A 23677-nucleotide genomic window follows, 5' to 3' on the forward strand; every position below is an offset into this window, starting at 1 on the left:
AATAGATTGAAAAGAACATTGATTCAAGGGGGACGCATAGTCGATCCCAAGCAGGGAATAGACAGAATAAGCAATTTGCTCATAGAGAATAACAGGATACGGGCAGTAACCGACGAGGCGCCGGAGGCTGACGAGGTCATCGATGCTTCAGGGAAGATCGTCTGCCCGGGCTTTATAGACATGCACATGCATGAAGACGAGCTGGAGCCGGGCGGCAACAAAATCAAAGAGAGCATGTCGGTCTCGGCTCTGAAAATGGGCGTGACTACGGATGTGGCCGGCAACTGCGGCGACAATGTCTGCGACCCGGACAGATTCCTGGATATGGCCGACCGCGACGGCGTTCCTGTAAATGTCGCGATGCTGGCGGGTCATACATACCTGAGAAATCGCAATGGCCGTAAGGACAAGTATAGACCTATCGGCGAAGCGGATATCAGGGCCATGACCGAGGAATGCAGGAAATATCTGGATGCAGGTTGTATCGGCGTTTCCTTCGGAGTAAAATATGTACCGGGGACTACGTGGAATGAAATGTATTCGCTGGCCAGGTTATGCGCCGGCGATCAGAAAATCGTAGCCTCTCATGTGAGGCAGGACGTGGACGGAGTGTTCCAGGCAGCCGACGAACTGGCAGAGCTTGGTCGTGAAGCAGGAGTCCGAGTCCAGTTTTCCCACATAGGGAGCATGGGCGCCTACGGGCAGATGGAGACCCTCCTTCAGAACGTGGAGGAATACAGGATGCAGGGCGTGGACATGATGTGCGACTGCTATCCTTACACGGCCTTCAGTACGGAAATAGGTGCGACAACCTACGATCCGGGGTTCCTGGACAGATATAAGGCTGACTACGGGGACATCCTCATAGTCAACGGCAAATACGAGGGGCAGAGATGTACGGAGGCCATATATGAAGACCTGCGTCGGAACGCCCCTGACACAAGTACCATAGGTTACTTCATGAAGGAAGATGACATAGAACGGGCTCTGGTTTCGCCGCTGGTCATGATAGGCAGTGACGGAGTCAGGACTGACGGCCTCGGCCATCCGCGGGCATCGGGAACATTCCCGAGGTTCATATCGGACTATATAAGACCGGGCAAAGTCACTCTGCTGGATGGAGTCAGGAAGATGACCACAATGGCCGCCGACAGACTTCACCTGAGCAACAAAGGCAACTTTATCACGGGCAGCGACGCCGATGTGGTGGTTTTCGATCTGGATAAGACCGAGGACAAAGCTACATATGAAAACGGCCAGATTCCGCCGACAGGCATCGAGCAGGTGCTCATTGGCGGCCAGCGTGCCCTTGAAGACGGCATAGTCGTGAACAAAAGACTTGGCAGGGCCGTGAGACGCTGACAGATCTGGTGGATACGGAGGTAATAATGAAAGAAGACATCGTTAAAAGGCTAAAGGAACAAAAGGGCCGCGTGGGATTCTACTGTAAGAATCTCGTCACGGGGCAGGTCATGGAATACAAGTCGGACGAACAGTATCTGGCTGCCAGCGTTATTAAATTGCCGGTGTTCATGTCTATATCCAAGTGGGACAGCGAAGGCAAAGCTTCCATGTCAGATAAGGTCCAGGTGAGAAATGAGGATAAGGAACCTATCTGCGGTGCTCTGACTCTCTTTACAGACGAACCGGTAGTAGACGTACGGACTTTATGTAATCTGATGATTTCCATAAGCGATAATACGGCTACAAACTTACTCATAAAGAAATACGGCATATTGGAACTCAGCAATGAATTTCTGAAGATCGGGCTGAAGGACACGGAACTCAACCGCATACTCTTCGATCCCGACAAGAGCCACGCCGGCCTGGAGAACTGTATCGTTCCATCGGAGATGGCCATGCTGCTGGAAAAAGTCTACAGAGGTACTTTTGTGTCGAAAAAGGTTTCCAAGGACATAGAGGATACCCTGCTCCTGCAGCAGATAAATCATAAGATCGGCGGCATAATAAACGACGAAGTGCCGATTGCCCACAAGACCGGCGAGGATGACGGAGTCACCAACGACGTGGGCATCGTATACGCCAGGGAACCTTTTGTAATATGCTTCGCCGGGACAGATACAGACGTACCGGAATTCGAGGATCTCATAAGGCACGTGTCCTATGAGGTGTTTAAGGAATACAATAAATAGTTGATGATCGTGAGGCGGTGTAAAAATGAGTGAAGAGGAATTAGAAGAATATCTCAGGGACAGGACGGGGAGTCTTGCGGGCCATGTGGGCATTTACTGCCAGGAGCTGGCTACGGGAAAGACCATGGATGTGGTCGACGGCAAGCGTCTCGGGGACCGGCCGGCGGAGGAGGATGTGTTCGAGTCTGCCAGCGTCATCAAGATATGGATAATGGCGGCGGCCTATGACCTTATGGCAAAAGGCAAACTGAGCCCTGACGAGATCCTTACCCTGAAAGACATCGACAAAGTGCCTTTTGTGGGGGATGAGGATTACGCCCGGGATCAGGCGCGAGGTCAGCTGACGGAGGATATGTTCCCGGAGAGCGGAGTGCTGAATGCCATGCATCCCGGTCTGGAACTCACCGTAGAAGACACGATCAGGTTAATGATACTCATAAGTGATAACACGGCGACCAACATGATGATCGATCTGGTTGGGCTGGATGTTGTCAACAACTTCCTCAATAAGATGGGTATGAGCAAGAGCAGGCTTTGCCGCCGGCTCTTCGACTCGGACCCCAGCGGAATGGGACAGGAAAATTCAATATCACTTTCGGAAACAGGCTGGTTTTTCCGGCAGCTTTACGATGGCACTCTGGTTTCGGCCGAGGCCAGCGAGAAGATGAGCAGCATGATGCAGAACCAGCAGACGACGTATAAGATACCGTTCTTCCTTCGTGAGATACCTATAGCTCATAAGACGGGAGAAGACTGCGGTATCGCCAATGATGTCGGTATAGTGTTTGCAAAGAATCCGTTTATTTTCTGTTTCGCGTCCAATGGCGTAGATGTGGCAGCAGCAGATCGTCTGTGCCAGGATGCAGCACTAGAGGTTTATAATTATTATAATGTTTAAATACGAGGATCGTCCCGCTGAAGGGACGGTCCTTGTTGTTGCTAAGGAGGCAATTGTTTATGGATAGTATAACTGTAGGTTGGTTATCTTTACTTCCACCGGTAATAGCCATAGCCATGGCTATCTGGACTAAGGAAGTAATATCCTCATTATTCGTCGGCATCTTATCCGGCGCTGTAATTTATTCATTCAAAGTAGGCACAGGTTTTGTCGGTATTTTCACCACAACATTCAATCTGATGGGAACTTGTCTTGCAGACAATATCACCAATATCATTTTCCTGACATTGCTTGGTGCCGTCGTCGTGGAGGTCACTATCGCCGGAGGCGCGCAGGCTTATGGCGCCTGGGCGGCCAAGCATATCAAATCGCGGGCCATGGCTCAGTTGTCCACTGTTATTTTAGGAATTTTAATATTCATCGATGATTATTTCAACTGTCTGGCAGTAGGTACTATAATGAAGCCTGTAACTGACAGATTCAATATTTCCAGAGCTAAGCTGGCGTATTTTATAGATTCTACAGCTTCGCCGGTCTGCATCATAGCGCCGGTTTCCAGCTGGGTAGCTGCTGTCGCATCGAGCATAGGTTCGGCCGGCGGTTCCAAGAGCGGCATGTCGGAATTCATAGCGACTATTCCTTTCAATCTGTACGCGTTGCTGACCATAACCATGGTCATTGTACTTGCGCTGACGAAGGTAAGCTACGGTCCAATGAAGAAGCTGGAGGACGAGGCTGAACTGGGCAATCTCCACGCCACTGATATCGATGTGGATATGGGTGTAGATGTTTCCGAGCACGGCACTGTTGCGGATCTGGTAGTTCCAATACTCTGCCTGGTAATTTTCACAGTCCTTGCCATGCTTTATACAGGCGGTCTGTTCACAGGTAAAACTCATACTATCAGCGCTGCTTTCGGTAACTGCAACAGTTCCCTGTCACTGGTACTGGGCAGTTGCGCAGGCCTGATAATCTCTTTCATCATGTTCGTTCCGCGCAAGCTGATTTCCTTCAAAGATTTCTTTGACGGCGTCGTTCTGGGCGGCAAAAACATGGTCATGCCTAACATGATCCTGGCTCTTGCCTGGACTCTTGGCGGAGTCTGCAGACAGCTTCTGAGCACGGGACAGTTCGTCGGCCATCTGGTCGAAGTAAGCAACTTCCCGATCGCTTTCCTGCCGCTGCTGATATTCGTCACTTCCTGCATACTGGCCTTCGCCACAGGAACTGCATGGGGCACATTCGGAATCCTTATACCAATAGTAGTTACGCTGATCGATCCGTCAGTTACTTCGGATCCTAACCTGCTGACAGTAGCCCTGGCTGCCTGCCTTGGCGGTTCAGTATTCGGCGACCACTGTTCACCGATTTCAGATACGACGGTAATGTCTTCAACAGGCGCAAGCTGTCCGCATCTGGATCACGTATCGACACAGATACCGTACGCATTGACGGCTGCTGCATCATGCTGCGTAGGATATTTCGTTTCAGCATTAACACACGAGAATGTAGTAGCAGTACTTGCTTCAGCATTCATCGCACTCTTCGTTCTGATCTTCCTGCTGAATAAGTTCCTGGGAAGAAAAGAGCAGCAGGCCCAGAGAGCCTGAACTCGACGGGCGCAGAGCCCGCCCCTATAAAATAGCGGATTCATAATAAACACAATACATAGAAAAGAGGCTGTCTTCGCCATGCGGTCAAAAGCATGGCGGAGGCGGCTTCTTTGGTTTGGCTTGCAGATTGGTCAGGGCGGCGATGACTTCTTATTCAGCAGCCGCATATCGACCCGGCGCCAGGGGCGCGCACCTCTTATCTGATTATCTGGGACAAACGTGCGTGGAGCCATTCCTGTTCATGATCGAATAGCTGGAGAGTTTTTTTCTGCCCCATTCGATATCAGTTTAACTTGGTCAGTGCAGCGATAACCTGTTTCTCCAGAGCTTTTTGCTTGGAAGCGGTCAGCTCACAGGAGGTACGGATAACTACGGTTCCTAGGACTTTGTGTCCGCCTGAACTGAGTATGCCGCCATCGAAAGCGGACAGATATTCATTTCTTTCCTTCGCGTCTGCAGCTGTTCCATATACTTCTATGCAACCGCCTGCATCGGTTCCCTTATCGATCAGGCTACTGCCATATACATCTGACTGATCCACCAGAGAACTTTGGAAGAACACGGCTGCAGTGTAGCCGCCAGCCTTGTGTAACTGCCCGTTAGGATCGTTGTCTTCAGTAGCAGCGACGACTTTGTTTACGTATTTGGCGTTCTTCAGTCGTGATACTACGAATTTCTCGGACGGCTTATTCAGTAGTTTAAGTTGTTTCACGCTATCAGTCAGGGCCTTTTGGGATTTTTTAAGGGCTTTGACTTGGCCGCTGTTATCGGCAGCAGTCAGTTTCTTGGTGGCCGCCTTGATATCTTCTGTTTCTGACGGCTGGTCCGGGATCTTGATTTTAGCCTTCTTAGTTACCGCTATCTGTTTTTTCAAATTGCTGACAGTGGTTTTGTCTAAAGGCTTCCCGTGATTTTCCAGGAGGCCCTGGGCATTGGAAACTGCCTCGTCGAGTTTGTCGTTGGCAGTGTTGGCCTGCTCTACGGCAGCTTTGAAGTCCTTCTTAGCAGCAGACTTCTCTTTGTCACAGGCTCCCAGCGAGAAAATAAGGGCCAGGGCCAGTATTACAACTAATATTTTTTTTATATTCATCGCATTTTCTCCCTTATGTCAATTATTCTTCTTAGATTTACGCTGTGATATGAGCGTGCCTATAATAAATACGACCCCAAATACCAGCGATACGGTTGACCAAATGTAAAGATCTGAGTAGCTGCCAGCATTGGCGTAGCCCAGAAGGGCACCGAAGATATAGAAGCCTGCGGCAGTGAATGCTCCACCTTTGCCGCCGTTTCTTGTGACTATTGCCACTATACCAGCGATCACCAGACAGATTACCAGGAAAAGCCCTGCCGTGCCGCCCAACTGTCCGTTGTCTGACAGCGTATTATATAGTCCGGCGGCGCTGGACTGAAGTCCGATAAATACCGACAGAACCAGGGAAATAATCCCTAAAATCAATTTGATCGTTTTCATACAAATCATCCTTTCTCACATAATATTTTGATTTTATTGTATATGAGAAAGCAATAAAAAATCGTGCTGTCAGCACGATTGTATAACGTAAGAAGACCGCATGCGTCGGGGAGTGCGGACGATGCTATACTTTCAGCGGCTCCAGGCCGTGGTCGCTGAGCATTATGTTGACAGTGCAAACGCTGGTAATGCCGTCGTTTATGGCTACGGCGATGCGCGAATCACGTTCATTCTTCGGGTACAAAGGAGCCGCTCCTGCGATTTCCAGCCCGCGCTGTGTTTCCTTGTAACTTAAGCCTGCAGCGATACAGAGACTGATCATTTTGTCCCTGCCGGGATTGAGCCTGTTGCCGTTCAGGATGTTGTAGACATAGTTGCTGTTGATACCGCTGCGCTTTATGACACGGCCGGCATCGAGATCCTTATCAGCAATCATTTTGTTCATAAACTGATAGAAATACTCAAACTCGGTGTCCGCGTTGGTCTTGACGAATTCGTCTGCGCCGGCGCCGTGAGTGTGCTCCAGCACTCTGGATAGTTCCCTTGTGGTCGGTTTGTCCATTTCAGCCCTCTTTCGTAAAACTTTAATAATGTTTGCTGATATGGTACAATATTCTGAAGGATAAATCAATAGCGCGAGGGAAAGAATATGGATCATGAAACGGAGTTCGCTCTGTCGTTTTACAAGAAAATAGATACTCTCAGTGAGGCTCATGATGTAGATATGGTCAAGCATGTTGAGACCGGGGAAATATTTGTCATGAAGAGGACGGGCAATTACGATATGGCTACCTACAGGCTGCTGCAGGAGAGAAATTTCCCGTGGATACCCAGGATCAGAGATCTTACGACTGACGGTGACAGCCTCATAATTATAGAGGATTATGTGGCTGGAAGGACTTTGGCTGAGATCATCGAGGATCACAGGCTGGAGGAGAAGGACACTGCCGACATGGTCATGCAGCTTTGTAATATTCTGAAGCCTTTGCATGGCAACGATCCCAAGATAATTCACAGAGATATCAAGCCGTCAAATATTATCATAGATAACGAAGGGTCCGTGCATCTGATAGATTTCGATGCTTCCAGAAGTTATGAACCCGGAAAGGACAGAGATACTGTTCTTATGGGCACGTTGGATTACGCGGCTCCGGAGCAGTATGGCTTCAGTCAGTCCGACGAGCGGACGGACATATATTCTGTAGGAATACTGATGAAAACCATGCTCACGGGAAGGGCTGATTCTGCGGCTGACGACTGCGGTAAACTTGCTGGCATAGTCGAAAAGTGCACTCGAATGGATCCGAACAAAAGGTATAGTGATGTGGATGAGCTGGCCCAGGCGTTGAAGTCGGTCACCCTGAAAAAGCTTGGTGATTCGTGGACTCCGCCGGGGTTCAGAACAAAGAAACCGCTGCATATGATTCTGGCGTCTGCCTGGTATTTTACACTGGCGGCTCTTTTCTTCGTGCCAAACGTGGACAACATGAACCCGTATGAATATTATACGGGTATTGCAACACTTGTGCTTTCATTATTGCTGTTCACATTCTATATAGCCGATTACAGAGGCTTCAGAGAGGTATTCCCATATAAGAGTAAAGCAGATTCCAGGTGGCAGATGCTGCGGTATATCCTGGCATCGGTCATTATTTTTCTGGCTCCGATATCAGCCTGGTCTATTATAGTAGCGCTGATTGCCGGGTGAAAGATGCAGAAGTTACACCTCTTCCAGTCTATACACATCTGTCCGTCTTCCTGTCAGCAGGGGCAGCTGTCTTCTGACTTCATCGGCGCGGCTGAGGTCTATATCGGTGAGAAGTACTCCCGGTGCATCTTCAAGCTCCGCGATCATCTGACCCCACGGATCCGCGCAGAGGCTGTGGCCATAGGAACGGTATGATGCGCCATCGGCTTGTGATGTGGCCGTGGCTATAACAAAAGCCTGGCTGAACATGGCTTGGGATCTGAAGGTCAGCTCCCAGTGGGCAGGGCCTGTGGTCATGTTGAAGGAGGCAGGAACCAGGATCAGACGGGCGCCCTTAAGGGCCATTAGTCTGAAGAGTTCCGGGAAGCGCACATCGTAGCAGACGGCCAGACCGAAGGTGCCGAATTCTGTTTCAAAAGTAGTAACTGAATCTCCGGCGGTCAGAGTTTCCGATTCACGGAAATGCTGGCCGTCCTTTATATTGATGTCGAAGAGATGGACCTTGCGGTGCTTGGCGATCTGCGAGCCATCGCGGCCGAAGACATAGGCCGTGTTGTACACCTTACCGTCTTCCCCTGCCTCCGGTACGGAGCCGGCAGAAAAATAGCAATGGCGCTCCTTTGCTATAGCTGAGCAGAGCTGCCACATTTCCCCGCCCTCGGTCTCAGCGTACTGCGGGAAATTCTTCACCTGATACGGGCAGGCAAACATTTCCGGCAGGGCTATCAGGTCTGTGTCCTGCGGCACCTGCTCGTTTATCATCTGGCGGGCGACTTCCAAAGACTGGAACCGACCTTCCAGAGGCGACATCTGTATCTGTGCTATTTTCATAGGAACCTCCATTGCGGATCATGATTGCATGGCGAGCTGTCGTATCTGGCCGCCTGACTGCAGATCCTGATAATACAACAGCCTGCCGGGTCAAGCAGGCTGTTGTGGATTAGATGAGACCCTGAACCAGGGTCAGGTTGATACGTGATTATTACTCAGCCTTCATAGATTCTACAATGGCGTCCGCGATACCGCAGATCTCGTCGTAGGTACTCTGGTTGAGTGACGACAGGATAGTGCACTGCTCATTTAGAACAGTCATTTCCTTCATTTCATCCAGATGCTCGCAGATCAGCGAACCGGCCTGCGGAGCCCAGGTGCCGTTTTCTACTACAGCTACTGTACGTTTCTGCAGATTCAGCGCAGCCATGTCTTCCACGAATGAGTTCATTGGCGGGAAGATCTTCAGGTTATATGTTACTGAGAGCAACGCCATGTGGCTGTACTTGAATGCATCCGAGATCAGGTAAGATATGTGGGTCTTGGAAACATCATACATAGCAATGTTGGTTATGCCTTTCTGGCAGAGTTCGTTGGCCAGTATGTTGGCCGCGCACTCTGTATCACCGTACATAGACGCATAGGCAATGAGAACGCCCTGCTCTTCAGGCTCGTATTTGCTCCATTTGTCATACTTGTCGATGAAATATCCGAGATCCTTCCTCCACACAAGTCCGTGAAGAGGGCAGATGTATTTAATAGGCAGACCGCCGGCTTTGGCCAGCAGCTTCTGGACCTGAGGTCCGTACTTGCTTACGATATTCGTATAATATCTTCTGGCTTCCTCGATCCAGTCTCTGTCGTAATCCACCTCATCAGCGAATAACTTGCCGTCAAGAGATCCGAAGGAACCGAAGGCGTCGGCTGAGAACAGGACGCCGTTGGTATTGTCGAAGGTGACCATTACCTCAGGCCAGTGGACCATAGGGGCCATATAGAATGTGACCTCATGCTTGCCGAAACTCATGGTGTCCTTTTCCTTAACGACTTTGACTCTCTTCTGGCAATCGAATCCGAACTGGTTCATCATCATGGATGCCTTGTTGGAGCATATTATCTTCACCTTAGGATACCTGAGGAGCACTTCGTGGATAGAAGCGCCGTGGTCAGGCTCCATGTGACCTACTACCAGATAGTCCAGAGGTCTGTCTCCCAGCAGGTATTCTATATTCTCCAGAAACTGTCTGGAAACCGACCAGTCAGCCGTATCGAAGAGTACTGTCTTCTCGTCCAGCAAAAGATATGAGTTGTAGGACGTTCCGTTAGGCAGAGGGTGGATGTTCTCGAAGAGTGCCAGTCTCTTATCATTGGCACCTACGAAATATAGATCGTCAGTTATCTTTCTTACACATTGCATGCTGTTATTCCTCCTCTTCTTTCTGGACCTCTACGAAAGCCGCCTTGGATTCGCCGCAGATAGGGCATACCCATTCGTCAGGCAGGTTCTCGAAGGTCGTTCCCGGCGCAATGCCGTTTTCCGGATCCCCTACAGCCGGATCATATTCATATCCGCAGCCGTTGCAGACATATGAAGTCCACGGGGAAGCTTCTTTCTTGATAGTTGGTTTATGCATCTTCACTGCCGGTGGCGCCTGTTTCTTGGCTTCGCCATTGTCCAAGGCCTTGGTGAGCAGTGGCAGGATCTCCAGTACATCTCCAACGATACCGTAGTCGGCGTTCTTGAAAATCGGTGCGTTCTTGCTCTTATTGATAGCTACTATTGTAGTGGCTTCTCTGATTCCCTTCAGATGCTGGCCTGCTCCCGATATGCCGCAGGCTATGTACAGATTTCCTGAGAACTTCTGCCCGCTCATTCCCACATATCTGTTGAGTGGCAGATACTTCAGTGTCTCGGCTACAGGTCTCGACGAACCGATAGCGGCGCCTGCCTGATAAGCCAGATCTTCTATGAGCTTCATGTTCTTCTGAGGTCCGATTCCCTTGCCGGCGCTGACTACTCTGTCTGCCAGAGTTATAGGCGTCATCGGGTCGATGCCGATGGTGAAGTCGTAGCCGTCGTTTTTCAGGGATTCAACCAGATTGTCGACTCTTTCCTGAGCAGTACCGCTGTTGAATATCATCTTCTTACGCTGGCCTGTGATGGGCCCCTTCTGCTGCATCATTGTAGATGATTCTGTTTTAGGCGGTTTGCCTATGATATGGGAGGCGATAACGACTCTCTGGATCTCATTGGTTCCTTCATATATAGTGCAGATCTTGGCGTCTCTGTAAGCTCTTTCAACTTCCATGCCCTTCAGGTAGCCGGTGCCTCCGTAGATCTGGAGTGCGTCGTTGACTACTTCCAAGGCGATGTCTGAAGCGTACTGCTTGGCCATGGCTGATTCCATGCCGTAAGGTTCGTGGTGTCCCTTCAGCTCAGCGGCGCTGTAGATCAGGAATCTAGCACAGCGGAGTTTGGTGGCCATGTCGGCGATCTTGAAGGAGTTGATCTGCTGATGTGCAATCGGAATGCCGAACTGTACTCTTTCCTTGGAGTATTCCACTGCGTGCTCAAAGGCTCCCTGGGCTATTCCCAGTGCCTGGGCAGCTATGCCGATCCTGCCGCCGTCGAGAGTTGCCATGGCGATTTTGAAGCCCTGGCCTTCATTGCCCAGCAGGTTTTCCTTAGGTACCTTCACATCGTTGAATACCAGTTCAGCAGTAGATGAGGATCTGATGCCCATCTTATCGTAATGGTCGCCGAAATCGAAGCCTTCCCAGCCCTTCTCGACGATGAACGCGCTTATTCCCTTGGTTCCTATGCCAGGCGTAGTCACTGCGAAGATCACGTAAGTGTCCGCGATCGGCGCGTTGGTAATGAAGATTTTGCCGCCGTTGAGTACGTAATGATCGCCCTCGAGTACGGCCGTTGTCTCTGTTCCGCCTGCGTCACTGCCGGCGTTAGTTTCCGTCAGACCGAAAGCGCCCAGCTTCTCACCTTTGCACAAAGGCACAAGGTATTTTTTCTTTTGTTTCTCATTTCCGAAAGCGTAGATCGGATATGTGCCCAGAGATGTGTGGGCAGACAGGATAACGCCTGCGCCTCCGTCGACTCTGGCCAGCTCCTCTACAGCGATAGCGTAGCTGATCACGTCCAGACCGGCGCCGCCGTACTTCTTCTCGTAAGGGATACCCATCATCCCCATTTTGGCCAGTTCCTTGACCATGTCATAAGGGAAATCGTTGTTCTTATCCAGCATAAAAGCTATCGGTTTCACTTCCTCTTCTGCGAAAGCTCTTATCTTGTTCCTCAATTCTTCGTGTTGCTCAGTTGTCTGATATAGCATATCTTACCTCCTTCTTAAGAGCGAATTTTAACATTATATTATAATTATACACAGAATAATTTGATAATAACTCCCTATATTTTTATAATACTCTTTTTTTCGCGACCTGTATAGTAATTTCACAATACATCTAAATAATATCGATAGGCTATCAGGCAATGTTTTATTATGTTATAATGAAAATGAAAGAGGAAAGTTTTTATGAACAAAATAACAATCAGTTTGATTTACAAGGCATTACTATTTCTTGTGGTGTTGGTTATGGCGATATGCGTAGCCACAGTACCGGTTGATGCTGAATCAGCTACAACAAAGGGTATGGTGACTACAAGGACGGTGTCAGAATACGATATGATCAAATCGTTACAATCAAAAACCGACTTGCAGTTAACACAAGGAGGCTATTCCAAGAAAGAAATCAAGCAAATTCGAACTGTTACACAAGCTAAGGAGAAATATGGTAAGGTTACTTATACGGTCAGTTACAGTAAAATGAAGTATAAAAAGGGAGTCACATATTTAACGACTAAAACTACATGGAGTTGGAGTAAGAAACCGGTATTTGCCTTAAAGGACATTATAGGAATGACCACTAGTTCTGCATTTACAAAGGACAAAGGTTCTACGAAGGTAGTATACTATTTGTATGGAAACAAAAATAAAAAAAGAGAAGTCACCTCACAAAAAGTTAAGACTAATGGTGCAGGAACAGGTACATTTATAAGGATAAAGGTTGGGAAGGAATATGATAAAGAGGCGAAGACATACAGAAAAATTGCGCTCTCAGGAAGTATGACAGTTACTTGGAGTGTTAACGGTAAGATTAGACAGACTGGGATTGCTTCAAATTATGGTCATTCGGTATTATCTTTGACACCGTCTGTATCATTTTCGGCAACAGGAGTGTCTATGGGATTCACACCAAGTATAAGTTGTCTAAGTGGTGATGAAGCATATAAGAAAGCTAAGCTTTAATAGGAGGAGGTTATTTATATGAAATACAAAGGATGGATATTGCTGATAGGATCAATAGTATGTGGAATTGTCGTAGGCTACTTGCTTGGAGCCATAGCCGATAGTGTGGATGTTCTCTATATTGGAGGGTTTGTGGGCTTTATGGCTCCGCCAATCGTGTATTTTGGCAATCGAAGTTAGCTGGTTTTATGAAGAATTAAAGCAATAGATATATTGTAAATCAAAAAACAAAGAACCGTCGCACCTTTGTGTGACGGTTCTTTGCTGTAATTTTTATTCGTACAAGGTATTATTCTTGTTACTAGAGAGCTATTGCTATTATCAGGACTAGTCCTGCTCCGATTACGAACAGAAGTGCCGGCAAAGTCTGTGATTTTATGTGCTTTTCATCTGCCCCTTTGCTTTCTGCGGCAAGTCCGTACATCTGCAATGCTACCATTGCGAAGCCAACTGTTGCTACCAACAGTACTGATGAAACTGCTGTCATCGATCCGATCATTACAGCTGCCAGTGCGCATACAACTGCGCCCAATACTGAAGCCAGAGTTGCGAAACTCAATAAATTCATCTTAGTACTCATCTTATATTCCTCCTTCATAATTATATATTTGGATTTGTTATTTATGCTGTATATTTAATGTCTTCTTTCTTCTTGACTATATAGTAAATCAGATTGTATAATAAGTAAAACGGTAAAAATTAATATTTGATATTAGAAAATCTCATATCAAAAGGAGACCTTATGGACAATAGAAAATACGAGGCGCTACTGCACATTTATGAAAGCGGCAGTATCACCAGAGCAGCTGATGAACTGGGATATACTCAGTCTGGTCTTACACAGATGATAAACAGTATGGAAAAGGAACTGGGTCTGCAGCTACTCATAAGAACCAACAAAGGTGTAGTACTTACCGGCAATGCAGAGACTCTACTGCCATATATGAGAGAGGAACACAGATGGGAAAGCCGCATAAGGCAGGAATGCGACAGAATGACAGGGAAAGAAACAGGTACTGTGACCGTTGGCTGTCTGTCCAGTGTATCTACTGCGTGGATGCCGGTGATACTGGAGGAGTTCGCGAGATTGTACCCTAATATCCGGGTGCACATGAAGGAAAATGAAGCGCCTCAGATCGAGTGGATGCTCAAGTCCGGGCGTATAGATGTAGGCATAACGGAACTTCACGGAGACAAGGATTACGACTCTGTAGAACTGCTGAAGGATGAGATACTGGCCGTAGTTCCGCCTAATCACGAGCTTGCATTCAAGACCAGAGTCAGCCTTAACGAGCTGCGCAAGTATCCCTTTGTATCATATTCCACGGGAGACTCCAGCACGACGGAAATGGGCTGGCCGGAAATAGCCACCGAGAATAAAATCAAATTCAACACCATGTATTCCTGCAAGGATGACATGACGGCCATACACATGGTCACCCATAACCTGGGAGTGACCCTGGCGGGGGCTTTGCTCCTGAGTAATTACCCGGGAGAGACCGTCAACCTGCCCTTGTCGCCGCATCTTTACAGATCCCTGGGAATGGCAGTCAGATCCCGCAAGGATACGCTGCCGGCTACCAAGTCTTTCATAAAATGCGTGAACGATGTGCTGAAGCAGTGGCTGCCGGGAGTCGTATAGGATCAAAGAACGTGCTTATGGGATTTGATTTTATACATTTCAGAGTCGCTCTCGTTGATAAGATTCTGCATGTCAGTGCCGCCTCCGGAGCTGGAAGCGACGCCGATGCTTATGGTGACTTTCTGACAATCGCCGTATTGGACATTGCCCATAGCTTCCATCATTGCCTTGGTAGATTTATCGATGTCGTCTTTAGAGTGCTTGCCTAGGGTGACTATGACGAATTCATCGCCGCCCATTCTGGCAGCCATGCCCTTCGGGAAAATTTCTCCGATAGTATCGGCGGTAGCTTCAAGTATGTAGTCGCCGCAGGCGTGACCGTAGGTATCGTTTATTTTCCTGAAGAAGTCCAGGTCCATATAGTATATTGACATAGGCTCCGACTCGTGGTCATGCAGATAGTCGTAGAGATATCTGCGGTTGTACAGACCTGTGAGAGGATCAGTATTGGCATCTCTGGTCATTTCCTTCTCATAGAGTTTATCTACGGTGATGTCTGAGAACATGCAGTAATATCCGGAGACGTAACCGAATGAATCTACTATTTCCTTCTCGGCCAACTTGAATATTCTAAGATTGCCGTCGCCATCGAAGGTCAGCTCCTGATAATTGCCGTGGCCATCATCAGTATTTTCCAGATTCTTGATAACTGCGAAGGTGGAATTCTTCCATTGCCGGAAATCCTTGCTCATGAAGTCAGCTTCTTCATTGAATGTAAGCTTGAACTGGTCGTTGATCCTGACAACTTTCCAGTTGATATCGCAGATGACCATCTGGAAAGGCATATTGTCTATAAGGATGCCCAGCTCGATGTCCGTGTTGCTAAAGTCCGTAACATCGTGGCCGATGCCGACGGTGCCCATGACGCCTCCATATTTGTCGAAGAGAGGGGACTTGTAAGTCCGGAACTGCCGCATACCGTCCTTGGTCTTGACAGCCTCCTCGAAAATGCAGGTTTCTTTTTTGTCCATGACGGCGTTGTCTGATTCCTTGCACACGAACTCGCACCGCTCGTAATCCTCAGGCGGGACGTCCCAGATGTAGCAGTGACCTTTGCCCTGAACATCGTCCTTATCTTTATGTACGATTTTGCAGAACTGGTCGTTGACGATCTGGTGGTTGCCCTCCAGATTCTTATACCAGACCATTTCCGGCATACTGTTGATGGTGTACTTCAGAAGGGCGTCCTTCAGCCAGGCTTCGTGTTCGGCGAGACAATTGCAGAGAAGCCTTGAGAAACGCCATTTATATTCATTTGCGGAAGCCTCAGTTGGCCAGATATCTCTCAGACATGGAGGAAATTCTCCGGCGCAGGCTAAGACATCTCCCTCAGTGCCTAGTAAGATGACACTGACATTTTTCTCAGTGATATTGCAGAGAGCCTTCAGCTCGTGGGTATCATCCGATATGATAATACAGTTGCTGTGGACTGGCGCGTCTGTACAAGGCGCCGAATCGTGGAACCTGCACACAACATCTTCGGGGATAGCCACTTCCCTGAGAGTCTGATCCAGGTTGCCATCCTTCATAAGCACATAGATATCTAATACTAATTCACATACAGTCATACCTACCTCCTCGCCGGCGCACACAAAAGCCGGCAACTACCAAGGTACTTTTTAGTTATTCTACCATATAAACGGAATTTTTTCCATACTATGAGCACAATTTTATTGATTTCAACACATATCTTTCGTCGATTGATTATTCCTCCGGGGTTGCTTCCTTCTGCATGAAGTCGAAGAAACTCTTATAGGCCTCGAAGGTCTCGTGATCGCTGCAGTAGAAAATCACTTCTATGCCGTAGTCCTGGTTATCGTTGAGCCAGTCGGTGACAGCGTAGGTGGCATCCATGACAGACTCCGGCATAGGATAGCCCAGTTCCCCGCCGGTGGAAATGGATGGGAAGGCTATGTTGTGTATGTTCAGGCTCCTGGCTAGGTCAAGGGAGGCCTGATAACAAAGGGTAAGCTGCTCCTTGCACTGGTCGGTGCCTGTGTATCTAGGCCCGGTGGTATAAATGATGTAGTCGAATTTATCGTCCTCTTCGCTGGCGGCTGCTTCGCCTACATCTACGGCTTCGCTCTCATTGGCTACAACTATGCAGTCAACATCCACGTCGCGGATGTCTCCTTCATTAATGAAAATGTGGCTCTTGATCATAGGAGCGTCGTCTGCCTCGACTATCATCTCGATCATATCCTTGTCGAGAAGGAAGGATATGCCCCACGGGTTCAGGACTATGCCGTCGATTTCATCGTTATCGTTGAACATATCGATCAGCTCGTTGATATCGATTTCCAGAGAGGCCGTAGGCTGGCCCTTGGACAGTTCGTCTGCATTGGTAAAGGCTACATAGTAACTATCGGTACCTTCGGGATTGCCTAAGGTACGGATGTTGATAGGAGTGTCTTCAGCCACTACGAAATTGCCGCTGGGGTCCAACAGACTTTCCCAGTCGGTAATTCCATCGGGCAGTTCCACGGGCACAAGTATATTCTTCTCCATATCCATTGAAAGACGAATGGTTTCCATTACACCTACGGCGTTTTCTCTATTTGGTTTAGCCTTGAATTCTACAAGGGCCTTATCTATCCTGTAGTTATCATTGATTTCATCCATGTTATTTACCTGCCTTTTAAATTACTGATTTAGCTTGATTGTTATATGTACATTCTAACTCATTCTACACGTTTCGGCAAATAAATCATACCCTGCGCTTTATGGGGATTTCCGACATTTTACAACCTGCGCTTTGGCGGAAAATCACTTCGAAGCATTGTCTTAACACCGCAAATGTGAGATAATCAGATCATGATGAATAATGTAGAGAAAGAACTTAATAAGGGCCTGACGGCGGCCTTCGTAGATGGGAATCTGGCGGCAAACCCTGCTTACAAGCCACAGTTCGTTTCTAATAATTATGAAGAGGGACGCAAGGTTTTGACCACCATAGAGGACGAGCTGCTCAATTGTGAGGAGTTTCAGTTCAGCGTGGCATTTATTACTATGAGCGGGATCACTCCCCTGCTTCAGACCTTTAAAGAACTGGAGAAAAAGGGCGTAAAAGGTCGTATCCTGACGACGGATTATCTCACCTTCAGCGAGCCGAAGGCTCTGGAGAAATTGTCTGAGCTGAGCAACATTACCCTGAAAATGTACAGCACGGAAAAGGGTGGCGACGGTTTCCACACCAAGGGATACTTCTTCCGAACCGGTAACATTTACAGGATCGTCGTGGGCAGTTCCAACATGACTCTTAACGCCCTTACGAAGAACAAGGAATGGAACACCCGCATCGTTTCCGGGTCCCGGGGCGAGTATGCGGAACATATCGTCAGCGAGTTCGAAAGTCTCTGGGGTAGTGCTTATGCTGAGAATCTGGCAAAGGTCATAGATAGTTATAGAACAAAATACGACCTGGTAAAGAAACAGCGTAAGGTTGCGGAGAGTCAGGCGGTGGTCGATCTGGACCAGTACAGGCTGGAACCCAACTCCATGCAGACGGAATTTGTGGGGAGCCTGATGACAATGGTTGACCAGGGGGACAGGCGGGCCCTGCTCATATCAGCCACCGGCACGGGCAAAACCTACGCGTCAGCCTTTGCCCTGCGAGAGGCAAACCCACGCAAAGCACTCTTTGTTGTTCACAGAGAGCAAATCGCGCGGCAGGCTATCAAAAGTTACCAGAAGGTCTTCGGCAATACCAAGACTTTCGGCTTATTGTCCGGCACAGAGAAAGACTTCGACGCGGACTACCTTTTCTCTACTATGCAGATGATGTCCAAACCGGAGATAATGGCGCGTTACCAGAAGGACGAGTTCGACGTGATCGTTATAGACGAAGTACACAGAGCCGGTGCCGAAAGTTATCAGAGGATAATGGATTACTTCCAGCCAGGGCTTTGGCTGGGCATGACAGCAAGTCCCGAGCGAACTGATGGATTCGATATTTACAGTTTATTCGATCATAATGTGGCCTATGAGATCAGGCTTCAGCAGGCTCTTGAAGAGGATCTGCTGTGCCCTTTCCATTATTTCGGCATCACAGATCTGACGGTGGATGACAAGCTTATTGATGACAATCGGGATTTCGGCTGCCTGACCAGCGAAGATAGAGTGAGCCATGTGATAGAAGAGGCTGAATACTACGGCTACAGCGGAGATCGGGTCAAGGGACTGATTTTCTGCAGCAGTAAGGACGAGGCGGCGGAACTTTCAACAAAATTCAACCTGCGGGGTTATCGGACGGAGTTTATCTGCGGCGATGATTCTCAGGAGCGCCGGGAGGATTGCATAGAGCGGCTGACGGCGGACGCAGGTGATGATCTGCTGGATTATATCTTCACCATAGATATTTTCAATGAAGGCGTGGATATACCCGAGATCAATCAGGTGATCATGCTGAGGCCGACGGAAAGCCCGATAATATTCGTGCAGCAGTTAGGCCGTGGGCTCAGGAAGGCTGAGAAAAAGGAGTACGTCGTGATCCTGGACTTCATCGGAAATTACGCAAACAACTTCATGATCCCGGTTGCTTTGTCGGGAGACCGTTCATATAATAAAGATAATATGCGCAGGTATGTAGCCGGCGGAACACGTATAATCCCAGGTAGTTCAAGCATACACTTCGATGAAATCGCAAGGAAGCAGATATATTCGTCAATCGACGAGGCCAGGACCAATACCATGAAGCTAATTCAGGATTCATACAGGGACTTGAAATACAAGCTGGGACGAATTCCGAGAATCGAAGAATTCCGAGAATACGGAGCGATTGATGTTACTAAGATCTTCGATAAGTGCGGGTCCTACTACGCTTTCCTGAGAAAGTATGAAAAAGATTATAATGTTGAGTTAAGTGGAGCCGAGTCGGAAATTGTCGAATTTCTGTCTAAGAAGTTTGCGGCGGGCAAGCGCATCCATGAGCTGGTTATGCTTAAGATGCTCCTTGAACGAAAGGAGCGTATTAAATATTACTACGACAAACTTATGGAAGAGAAATACGGAGTAGCTCTGACTTCTTATGAAAGAGAATCAGTAGTACTCAATCTTACAAATAAGTTCGGCAAGACGGAGGAAAAGAAAAAATACAGCAACTGCGTATTTCTGAAGGAAACGTCTGAAGGAGGATACGATATCAGCGATAGTTTCAACAGCCTACTTGGTGACGATGAATTCCGTTATATGGTAGAAGAGCTGGTGGATTTCGGCATCGAAAGATATGAGATCAATTACTCTAAGCGGTACGGAGATACCAGCTTCCAGCTTTATCAGAAATACACCTATGAGGATGTCTGCAGGCTTCTGGATTGGAAGAGCAATATGAACGCCCTGAACATAGGCGGATATTTCTACGACTCATACACTAAGACTTTGCCGGTATTCATAAACTATGACAAGGACGACGACGCCATAGCATATGAGGACAGGTTTGTCTCAGAGAACGAGCTGGTTGCTTTGTCCAAGCACCCGCGCACTGTAGAATCCAGCGACGCGGATCACATTTACAAGAGAAAACCTGAGGACAAAAACAATCACATACTGCTTTTTGTTCGAAAGAATAAGGACGATAAAGAGGCCAAGGAGTTCTATTTCCTGGGAGAAATAAGCGCTGCCGGAGAGCCGGAGCAGATAAGAATGGTTACGCCTGAGGGCAAGGAAGACGATGCCTTCGAGATCGACTACAGGCTGGATGTGCCGGTCAGGGACGACATTTACGAATACATAGTGGGAGAGTAAAATGAAATCAATAGAAGTAGTTGCAGCAATAATAATAGAAGACGGCCGGGTTTTCGCCACTCAGCGGGGATATGGAGAATTCAAGGATGGCTGGGAATTTCCCGGGGGCAAAATAGAGCCTGGCGAGACTCCCGTAGCGGCTTTGGTGCGCGAGATCGAGGAGGAACTGGACACGGTCATAGATGTGGGCAGACTTCTGACCACTGTCGATTATGACTATCCGTCATTCCATCTGACCATGCATTGCTATCTTTGCAAATTGGTCAGCGGCGACCTTATCCTGAAGGAGCATGAGGCAGCCAGATGGCTGGCGAAGGATGAGCTCATGGCTGTGGATTGGCTTCCGGCGGATCTGGGAATAATCGGAATGCTGGCAAAACTATAGACATAGATGTTACAATAACACTATGAATTTATCGGGGGAGGGAATAACACTGATGAAAAAGGAATCGTACACATACACTTACACTTTGCAATATGGGGAGGCTTTCGAGCAGTATTACCTGACGGCGTTTCTCATGAGCCGGACTAAGAAGGCGGCCGTAAAAGCCGGCCTGGTGGTAATAGGCTTCGGGTCACTGGCTATTTACGGGACCCTGTCACAAAATGTGATTTTTCTGATCGTTGCCCTGGCGGCTTTGATAGAGGTTTGCGTGCTCATACTCATGCCGAGATCCAAGGCGAAGAAGGCTGCCAAGATAGTGGAGGAGGCAAATAAGGAACTGGAACTGACTATAAGGAACGACGGTACTATACAGTTTGCAGGAGAGGAATCCAGACAGCTGGCGGGAGATGAAACTGCATGCACCTACGAGTCTGTCAACTGTTTCGTCATAAGGACTGACAGGGAGCATACCTATTGCCTGCCGAGAGGAGTAGTACCACCGGAAGAAAAGGACGATATCAGAGCATATCTTAAGAGTATCATGAGGTATGAAAAAGCGTGATTATGGAAATCAAAAAAGGGGCTGTCGCATTAGACTGATTCTGATGCGATATGCCCCTTGGTTTTTGATTTAGCACTATTTAAAGAGTATGTATTTGCTGTAATAATAAGTACCATTGTACAATTGCACAGATCTTATTCTGTATTGATAGGTCTTGCCCGGCAGCAGAGGGCTGTCATAATATGAGGCAGTTCCGGATGCAACAGTGTAATGGCTGTCTGCGCCTAATGTCGTCCATGTTTTATTGTAATATCTTTGTATCTGATAGCCGGCATTATTTGTAGAAACAGGTGTCCAGTTCAGCTGAGCGCCGGTGCCATCTGTATTTCTGGTTATTTTCGGTTCAGTTGGTGCTGACACTGCTGGCGTAAAGGTAACAACATTTGAATTTTGTGTGTAAGTGGTCTTGCTGCCTGCATAGTTTTCAACACTGTAGTTATTGTATGCTTTCAGGAAATAGGAGTACTTGGTACCCGGAAGAAAAACAGGAGTATTGCCATTAGCATCTCTAATTTTGTAAAGCTCTATTGATGTATTGGTAGTAGTTCCTTGTAAAATCCAAGAGCCGTTTCCTACCTTAGCGTACAGCTTATAATAAGTATTGCCGGTACCGGATATTGCATTCCAAGAAAACCCTGCGATTATATTGGAAGACGTGGTACCATAGTATGCCTTCAAAGTAGGCTTGAAAGACCTGAATACAGCTCTTGACCCATTGGCCAGACCGTATCCATAGTAGCTGTCTTTACCGGAAGTACCTAAGTCTGTAGCTGTCGAATACAGTGCACTCTTGACCTGCTTGACTGTAAGTTTGCTGTTGACCGAACGCATCATAGCTACTATGCCCGTTACTACAGGAGCCGCCATAGATGTGCCTGCACTCGCCTTATATGTCTTTCCCTTCCAGGTGCTTACTATATCATAGTATGTTGAATTCATGTTGGATCCTCCAGGTGCAGAAATATCCTTGGCCTTTCCATAATTCGAATATGCGGCCTTAGTATCAAATCTATTCGTGGCGATTACTTCTATTGCACTGCTTGAATCACCAGGCGTCCATTTGGTCGTTACTCCCTGACCGTATTTATTCCCGTTACCGGCTGCACAAACTACAACTATGTTTTTCTTTACTGCTGTAGCAATAGCAGTTCGTTCTGCTCTGCTGTATTTATTATTGTATGCGTAAGAACCCCAACTGCAGTTGATGACTTTGCAACCCTTTTTTCTTGCATAGGCAATGGCTTTGATAGCGGCGCTATCGCTGACGCTTCCCTTGTAGACAACATTTATAGCGACTATGTCGAGTTTGGAATTGGTATAGCCGGTAGCCACTCCTGTAACTCCAATGCCGTTATTCCCGGTAGCTCCGATTATGCCGGTCACATGAGTTCCGTGGCCTACAGAATCACCGCTGCTCAGAGATGTGAGCTTTCTACTCTTTCCGTTGTTGTAGATGCGTATAGACAAACTGCGGTTAACTGTAGATTTAAGATCAGGATGATTCATGTCACAACCGCTATCAATTACGGCGACTCTGACTTTGCTGGTTTTGACGCTAGCTTGGGTTGTCCAGGCTTGTGTAGCACATATTTTGTCCAGATACCACTGGTAACTTGAATAGGCATCATTGGTCTGGATCACGGCTTTTTTCGAAAGAGAATTATCTGCGGCTGTACTGCTGTTTGCTTCATTATCGAAGGCGAGATTTGCCAAGGCGGTTGTATCGCAGCTTTCTTCGTCTGTAAGTTTATAAAGGTTGTCCTTCTGGACATATTCTATAGTTTTTTCGTTGCTCTCGATCAAAGATAGGGCTTTGTCCGTGGTGTATTCCAGGGATAATTTTAAGACTGCGAAGTTCTCTGTGTCTGACAACTCGGTCACGCTCACAAGTTCTCCCCTGTACTTCTCGGCTATAGCCTTTAGTTGGGCCTTAGTCACGCTCTTTTTAGTTACTACGCAGATCTGTCCGGTTTTATAGCCCAAGCTACTCTCGCTTTTGCTGCGCTCAGTAGCTGCAGATGCATAATCTGAGACAATGGTGTCTGCTCTGCTATCAATGTTTTCACTGAAGGCTCTGACACCTGCAGTGTCATTTTTCGTATAATAAGAATCCAGGGCATTTCGGACACCTTGATCAAATTCAGCTTTATCGCTGATTTCGTTCAGAACTTCAGCTTTCTCTTCGGCTTTAACTGTTGTGGTCTTTGCTTTGGATGGTGAGTCCTTACTGCTGGTATGGTCTGCAGTCAGAGTGTCGCAGACTGCGAATATCAGAACAGCTAAAGCGATTATTGTCAGAGATAATATTGTCAGTTTTAATAACTTACTCATAACACTTTCCTTTCGGTAAAAATCACATACTTTATCAATTCATTGTACTAAAGTAAGAACAAAAAGTCAATTACTT

Annotated in this window: 21 protein-coding genes; 11 read left to right on the forward strand and 10 right to left on the reverse strand. The window is 47.7% G+C overall.

Translation table 11 applies throughout. The annotated features are described in order from the left end of the window. Positions 1–6: 6 nt before the first annotated feature. The 4 genes from EV211_RS04960 to EV211_RS04975 are packed head-to-tail and all read left to right on the forward strand — an operon-like array spanning position 7 to position 4661. Positions 7–1362 (forward strand): amidohydrolase family protein, encoded by a 1356-nt coding sequence (locus EV211_RS04960; RefSeq protein WP_133528318.1) that lies wholly within the window; start codon positions 7–9, stop codon positions 1360–1362. A 26-nt stretch (positions 1363–1388) separates the two neighbouring features. Next, positions 1389–2153 carry a serine hydrolase gene (locus EV211_RS04965; protein WP_133528319.1) on the forward strand — a complete coding sequence of 255 codons (765 nt, stop codon included), beginning with the start codon at positions 1389–1391 and terminating at the stop codon, positions 2151–2153. Between the two features lie 25 nt (positions 2154–2178). Beyond that, positions 2179–3051 (forward strand): serine hydrolase, encoded by an 873-nt coding sequence (locus EV211_RS04970; RefSeq protein WP_133528320.1) that lies wholly within the window; start codon positions 2179–2181, stop codon positions 3049–3051. A 59-nt stretch (positions 3052–3110) separates the two neighbouring features. After that, the gene (locus EV211_RS04975) at positions 3111–4661 is read left to right on the forward strand and encodes a Na+/H+ antiporter NhaC family protein (RefSeq protein WP_133528321.1); all 1551 of its coding nucleotides are present in this window, start codon (positions 3111–3113) and stop codon (positions 4659–4661) included. Positions 4662–4947: 286 nt separating this feature from the next. Here EV211_RS04975 and EV211_RS04980 read toward each other — a convergent pair whose 3' ends face one another. From EV211_RS04980 to EV211_RS04990, 3 genes are all read right to left on the reverse strand, one after another. Continuing rightward, positions 4948–5754: a hypothetical protein gene (locus EV211_RS04980; protein WP_207667991.1), complete on the reverse strand. Its 807-nt coding sequence runs from the start codon at positions 5752–5754 to the stop codon at positions 4948–4950. An 18-nt stretch (positions 5755–5772) separates the two neighbouring features. After that, on the reverse strand, positions 5773–6138 hold the full coding sequence (locus tag EV211_RS04985) for a hypothetical protein (protein WP_133528322.1): 366 nt from the start codon (positions 6136–6138) through the stop codon (positions 5773–5775). Between the two features lie 124 nt (positions 6139–6262). Next, on the reverse strand, positions 6263–6700 hold the full coding sequence (locus EV211_RS04990; protein WP_133528323.1) for a hypothetical protein: 438 nt from the start codon (positions 6698–6700) through the stop codon (positions 6263–6265). A gap of 87 nt (positions 6701–6787) precedes the next feature. Here EV211_RS04990 and EV211_RS04995 point away from each other — a divergent pair, with 87 nt between their 5' ends. After that, the gene (locus EV211_RS04995; RefSeq protein ID WP_133528324.1) at positions 6788–7846 is read left to right on the forward strand and encodes a serine/threonine protein kinase; all 1059 of its coding nucleotides are present in this window, start codon (positions 6788–6790) and stop codon (positions 7844–7846) included. 12 nt (positions 7847–7858) lie between these two features. Here EV211_RS04995 and EV211_RS05000 read toward each other — a convergent pair whose 3' ends face one another. The 3 genes from EV211_RS05000 to EV211_RS05010 form a co-directional block, all read right to left on the reverse strand. Beyond that, complete coding sequence (locus EV211_RS05000) at positions 7859–8677, reverse strand: carbon-nitrogen hydrolase family protein (protein WP_133528325.1); 819 nt, start codon at positions 8675–8677, stop codon at positions 7859–7861. A gap of 151 nt (positions 8678–8828) precedes the next feature. Further along, positions 8829–10034 carry an FprA family A-type flavoprotein gene (locus EV211_RS05005; protein WP_133528326.1) on the reverse strand — a complete coding sequence of 402 codons (1206 nt, stop codon included), beginning with the start codon at positions 10032–10034 and terminating at the stop codon, positions 8829–8831. A 4-nt stretch (positions 10035–10038) separates the two neighbouring features. Further along, complete coding sequence (locus EV211_RS05010) at positions 10039–11964, reverse strand: acyl-CoA dehydrogenase family protein (RefSeq protein ID WP_133528327.1); 1926 nt, start codon at positions 11962–11964, stop codon at positions 10039–10041. 201 nt (positions 11965–12165) lie between these two features. On the opposite strand from EV211_RS05010, the gene EV211_RS05015 reads away from it, so the two are divergent. Together EV211_RS05015 and EV211_RS10685 are read left to right on the forward strand one after the other, a co-directional pair. After that, entirely contained in the window at positions 12166–12939 is a 774-nt protein-coding gene (locus EV211_RS05015; protein ID WP_133528328.1) for a hypothetical protein, read from the forward strand. Positions 12940–12957: 18 nt separating this feature from the next. Next, the gene (locus tag EV211_RS10685; protein ID WP_166635376.1) at positions 12958–13119 is read left to right on the forward strand and encodes a hypothetical protein; all 162 of its coding nucleotides are present in this window, start codon (positions 12958–12960) and stop codon (positions 13117–13119) included. Positions 13120–13240: 121 nt separating this feature from the next. On the opposite strand, the gene EV211_RS05020 is transcribed toward EV211_RS10685, so the two are convergent. Then, positions 13241–13519: a hypothetical protein gene (locus tag EV211_RS05020; protein ID WP_133528329.1), complete on the reverse strand. Its 279-nt coding sequence runs from the start codon at positions 13517–13519 to the stop codon at positions 13241–13243. Positions 13520–13681: 162 nt separating this feature from the next. On the opposite strand from EV211_RS05020, the gene EV211_RS05025 reads away from it, so the two are divergent. Then, positions 13682–14581: a LysR family transcriptional regulator gene (locus EV211_RS05025; protein ID WP_133528330.1), complete on the forward strand. Its 900-nt coding sequence runs from the start codon at positions 13682–13684 to the stop codon at positions 14579–14581. A gap of 2 nt (positions 14582–14583) precedes the next feature. Here the strand turns inward: EV211_RS05025 and EV211_RS05030 are convergent, their stop codons facing one another. Together EV211_RS05030 and EV211_RS05035 are read right to left on the reverse strand one after the other, a co-directional pair. Beyond that, positions 14584–16149 carry a sensor domain-containing diguanylate cyclase gene (locus EV211_RS05030; protein WP_133528331.1) on the reverse strand — a complete coding sequence of 522 codons (1566 nt, stop codon included), beginning with the start codon at positions 16147–16149 and terminating at the stop codon, positions 14584–14586. 136 nt (positions 16150–16285) lie between these two features. Beyond that, positions 16286–17203 (reverse strand): SseB family protein, encoded by a 918-nt coding sequence (locus EV211_RS05035; RefSeq protein WP_133528332.1) that lies wholly within the window; start codon positions 17201–17203, stop codon positions 16286–16288. Between the two features lie 192 nt (positions 17204–17395). On the opposite strand from EV211_RS05035, the gene EV211_RS05040 reads away from it, so the two are divergent. Genes EV211_RS05040 through EV211_RS05050 form a run of 3 tightly spaced genes read left to right on the forward strand, consistent with a single transcriptional unit; the run spans position 17396 to position 21270 of the window. After that, the gene (locus EV211_RS05040) at positions 17396–20323 is read left to right on the forward strand and encodes a DUF3427 domain-containing protein (RefSeq protein ID WP_133528333.1); all 2928 of its coding nucleotides are present in this window, start codon (positions 17396–17398) and stop codon (positions 20321–20323) included. A gap of 1 nt (position 20324) precedes the next feature. Then, entirely contained in the window at positions 20325–20708 is a 384-nt protein-coding gene (locus EV211_RS05045) for a (deoxy)nucleoside triphosphate pyrophosphohydrolase (RefSeq protein WP_133528334.1), read from the forward strand. A gap of 52 nt (positions 20709–20760) precedes the next feature. Continuing rightward, a complete protein-coding gene (locus EV211_RS05050) occupies positions 20761–21270 on the forward strand; it encodes a hypothetical protein (protein ID WP_133528335.1) in 510 nt (169 codons plus the stop codon). Between the two features lie 75 nt (positions 21271–21345). Here the strand turns inward: EV211_RS05050 and EV211_RS05055 are convergent, their stop codons facing one another. Next, complete coding sequence (locus tag EV211_RS05055) at positions 21346–23601, reverse strand: S8 family peptidase (RefSeq protein ID WP_133528336.1); 2256 nt, start codon at positions 23599–23601, stop codon at positions 21346–21348. Positions 23602–23677: the final 76 nt, after the last annotated feature.

Origin of the sequence: Aminicella lysinilytica (genome assembly GCF_004362975.1) — a bacterium.
Classification (GTDB): Bacteria; Bacillota; Clostridia; order Peptostreptococcales; family Anaerovoracaceae; genus Aminicella; species Aminicella lysinilytica.

Coding starts and splice junctions, on each gene's coding strand:
- EV211_RS04965 (WP_133528319.1), top strand. CDS start 1,389: ATGAAAGAAGACATCGTTAAAAGGCTAAAGGAACAAAAGGGCCGCGTG.
- EV211_RS04970 (WP_133528320.1), top strand. CDS start 2,179: ATGAGTGAAGAGGAATTAGAAGAATATCTCAGGGACAGGACGGGGAGT.
- EV211_RS04975 (WP_133528321.1), top strand. CDS start 3,111: ATGGATAGTATAACTGTAGGTTGGTTATCTTTACTTCCACCGGTAATA.
- EV211_RS04980 (WP_207667991.1), bottom strand. CDS start 5,754: ATGAATATAAAAAAAATATTAGTTGTAATACTGGCCCTGGCCCTTATT.
- EV211_RS04985 (WP_133528322.1), bottom strand. CDS start 6,138: ATGAAAACGATCAAATTGATTTTAGGGATTATTTCCCTGGTTCTGTCG.
- EV211_RS04990 (WP_133528323.1), bottom strand. CDS start 6,700: ATGGACAAACCGACCACAAGGGAACTATCCAGAGTGCTGGAGCACACT.
- EV211_RS04995 (WP_133528324.1), top strand. CDS start 6,788: ATGGATCATGAAACGGAGTTCGCTCTGTCGTTTTACAAGAAAATAGAT.
- EV211_RS05000 (WP_133528325.1), bottom strand. CDS start 8,677: ATGAAAATAGCACAGATACAGATGTCGCCTCTGGAAGGTCGGTTCCAG.
- EV211_RS05005 (WP_133528326.1), bottom strand. CDS start 10,034: ATGCAATGTGTAAGAAAGATAACTGACGATCTATATTTCGTAGGTGCC.
- EV211_RS05010 (WP_133528327.1), bottom strand. CDS start 11,964: ATGCTATATCAGACAACTGAGCAACACGAAGAATTGAGGAACAAGATA.
- EV211_RS05015 (WP_133528328.1), top strand. CDS start 12,166: ATGAACAAAATAACAATCAGTTTGATTTACAAGGCATTACTATTTCTT.
- EV211_RS10685 (WP_166635376.1), top strand. CDS start 12,958: ATGAAATACAAAGGATGGATATTGCTGATAGGATCAATAGTATGTGGA.
- EV211_RS05020 (WP_133528329.1), bottom strand. CDS start 13,519: ATGAGTACTAAGATGAATTTATTGAGTTTCGCAACTCTGGCTTCAGTA.
- EV211_RS05025 (WP_133528330.1), top strand. CDS start 13,682: ATGGACAATAGAAAATACGAGGCGCTACTGCACATTTATGAAAGCGGC.
- EV211_RS05030 (WP_133528331.1), bottom strand. CDS start 16,149: ATGACTGTATGTGAATTAGTATTAGATATCTATGTGCTTATGAAGGAT.
- EV211_RS05035 (WP_133528332.1), bottom strand. CDS start 17,203: ATGGATGAAATCAATGATAACTACAGGATAGATAAGGCCCTTGTAGAA.
- EV211_RS05040 (WP_133528333.1), top strand. CDS start 17,396: ATGATGAATAATGTAGAGAAAGAACTTAATAAGGGCCTGACGGCGGCC.
- EV211_RS05045 (WP_133528334.1), top strand. CDS start 20,325: ATGAAATCAATAGAAGTAGTTGCAGCAATAATAATAGAAGACGGCCGG.
- EV211_RS05050 (WP_133528335.1), top strand. CDS start 20,761: ATGAAAAAGGAATCGTACACATACACTTACACTTTGCAATATGGGGAG.
- EV211_RS05055 (WP_133528336.1), bottom strand. CDS start 23,601: ATGAGTAAGTTATTAAAACTGACAATATTATCTCTGACAATAATCGCT.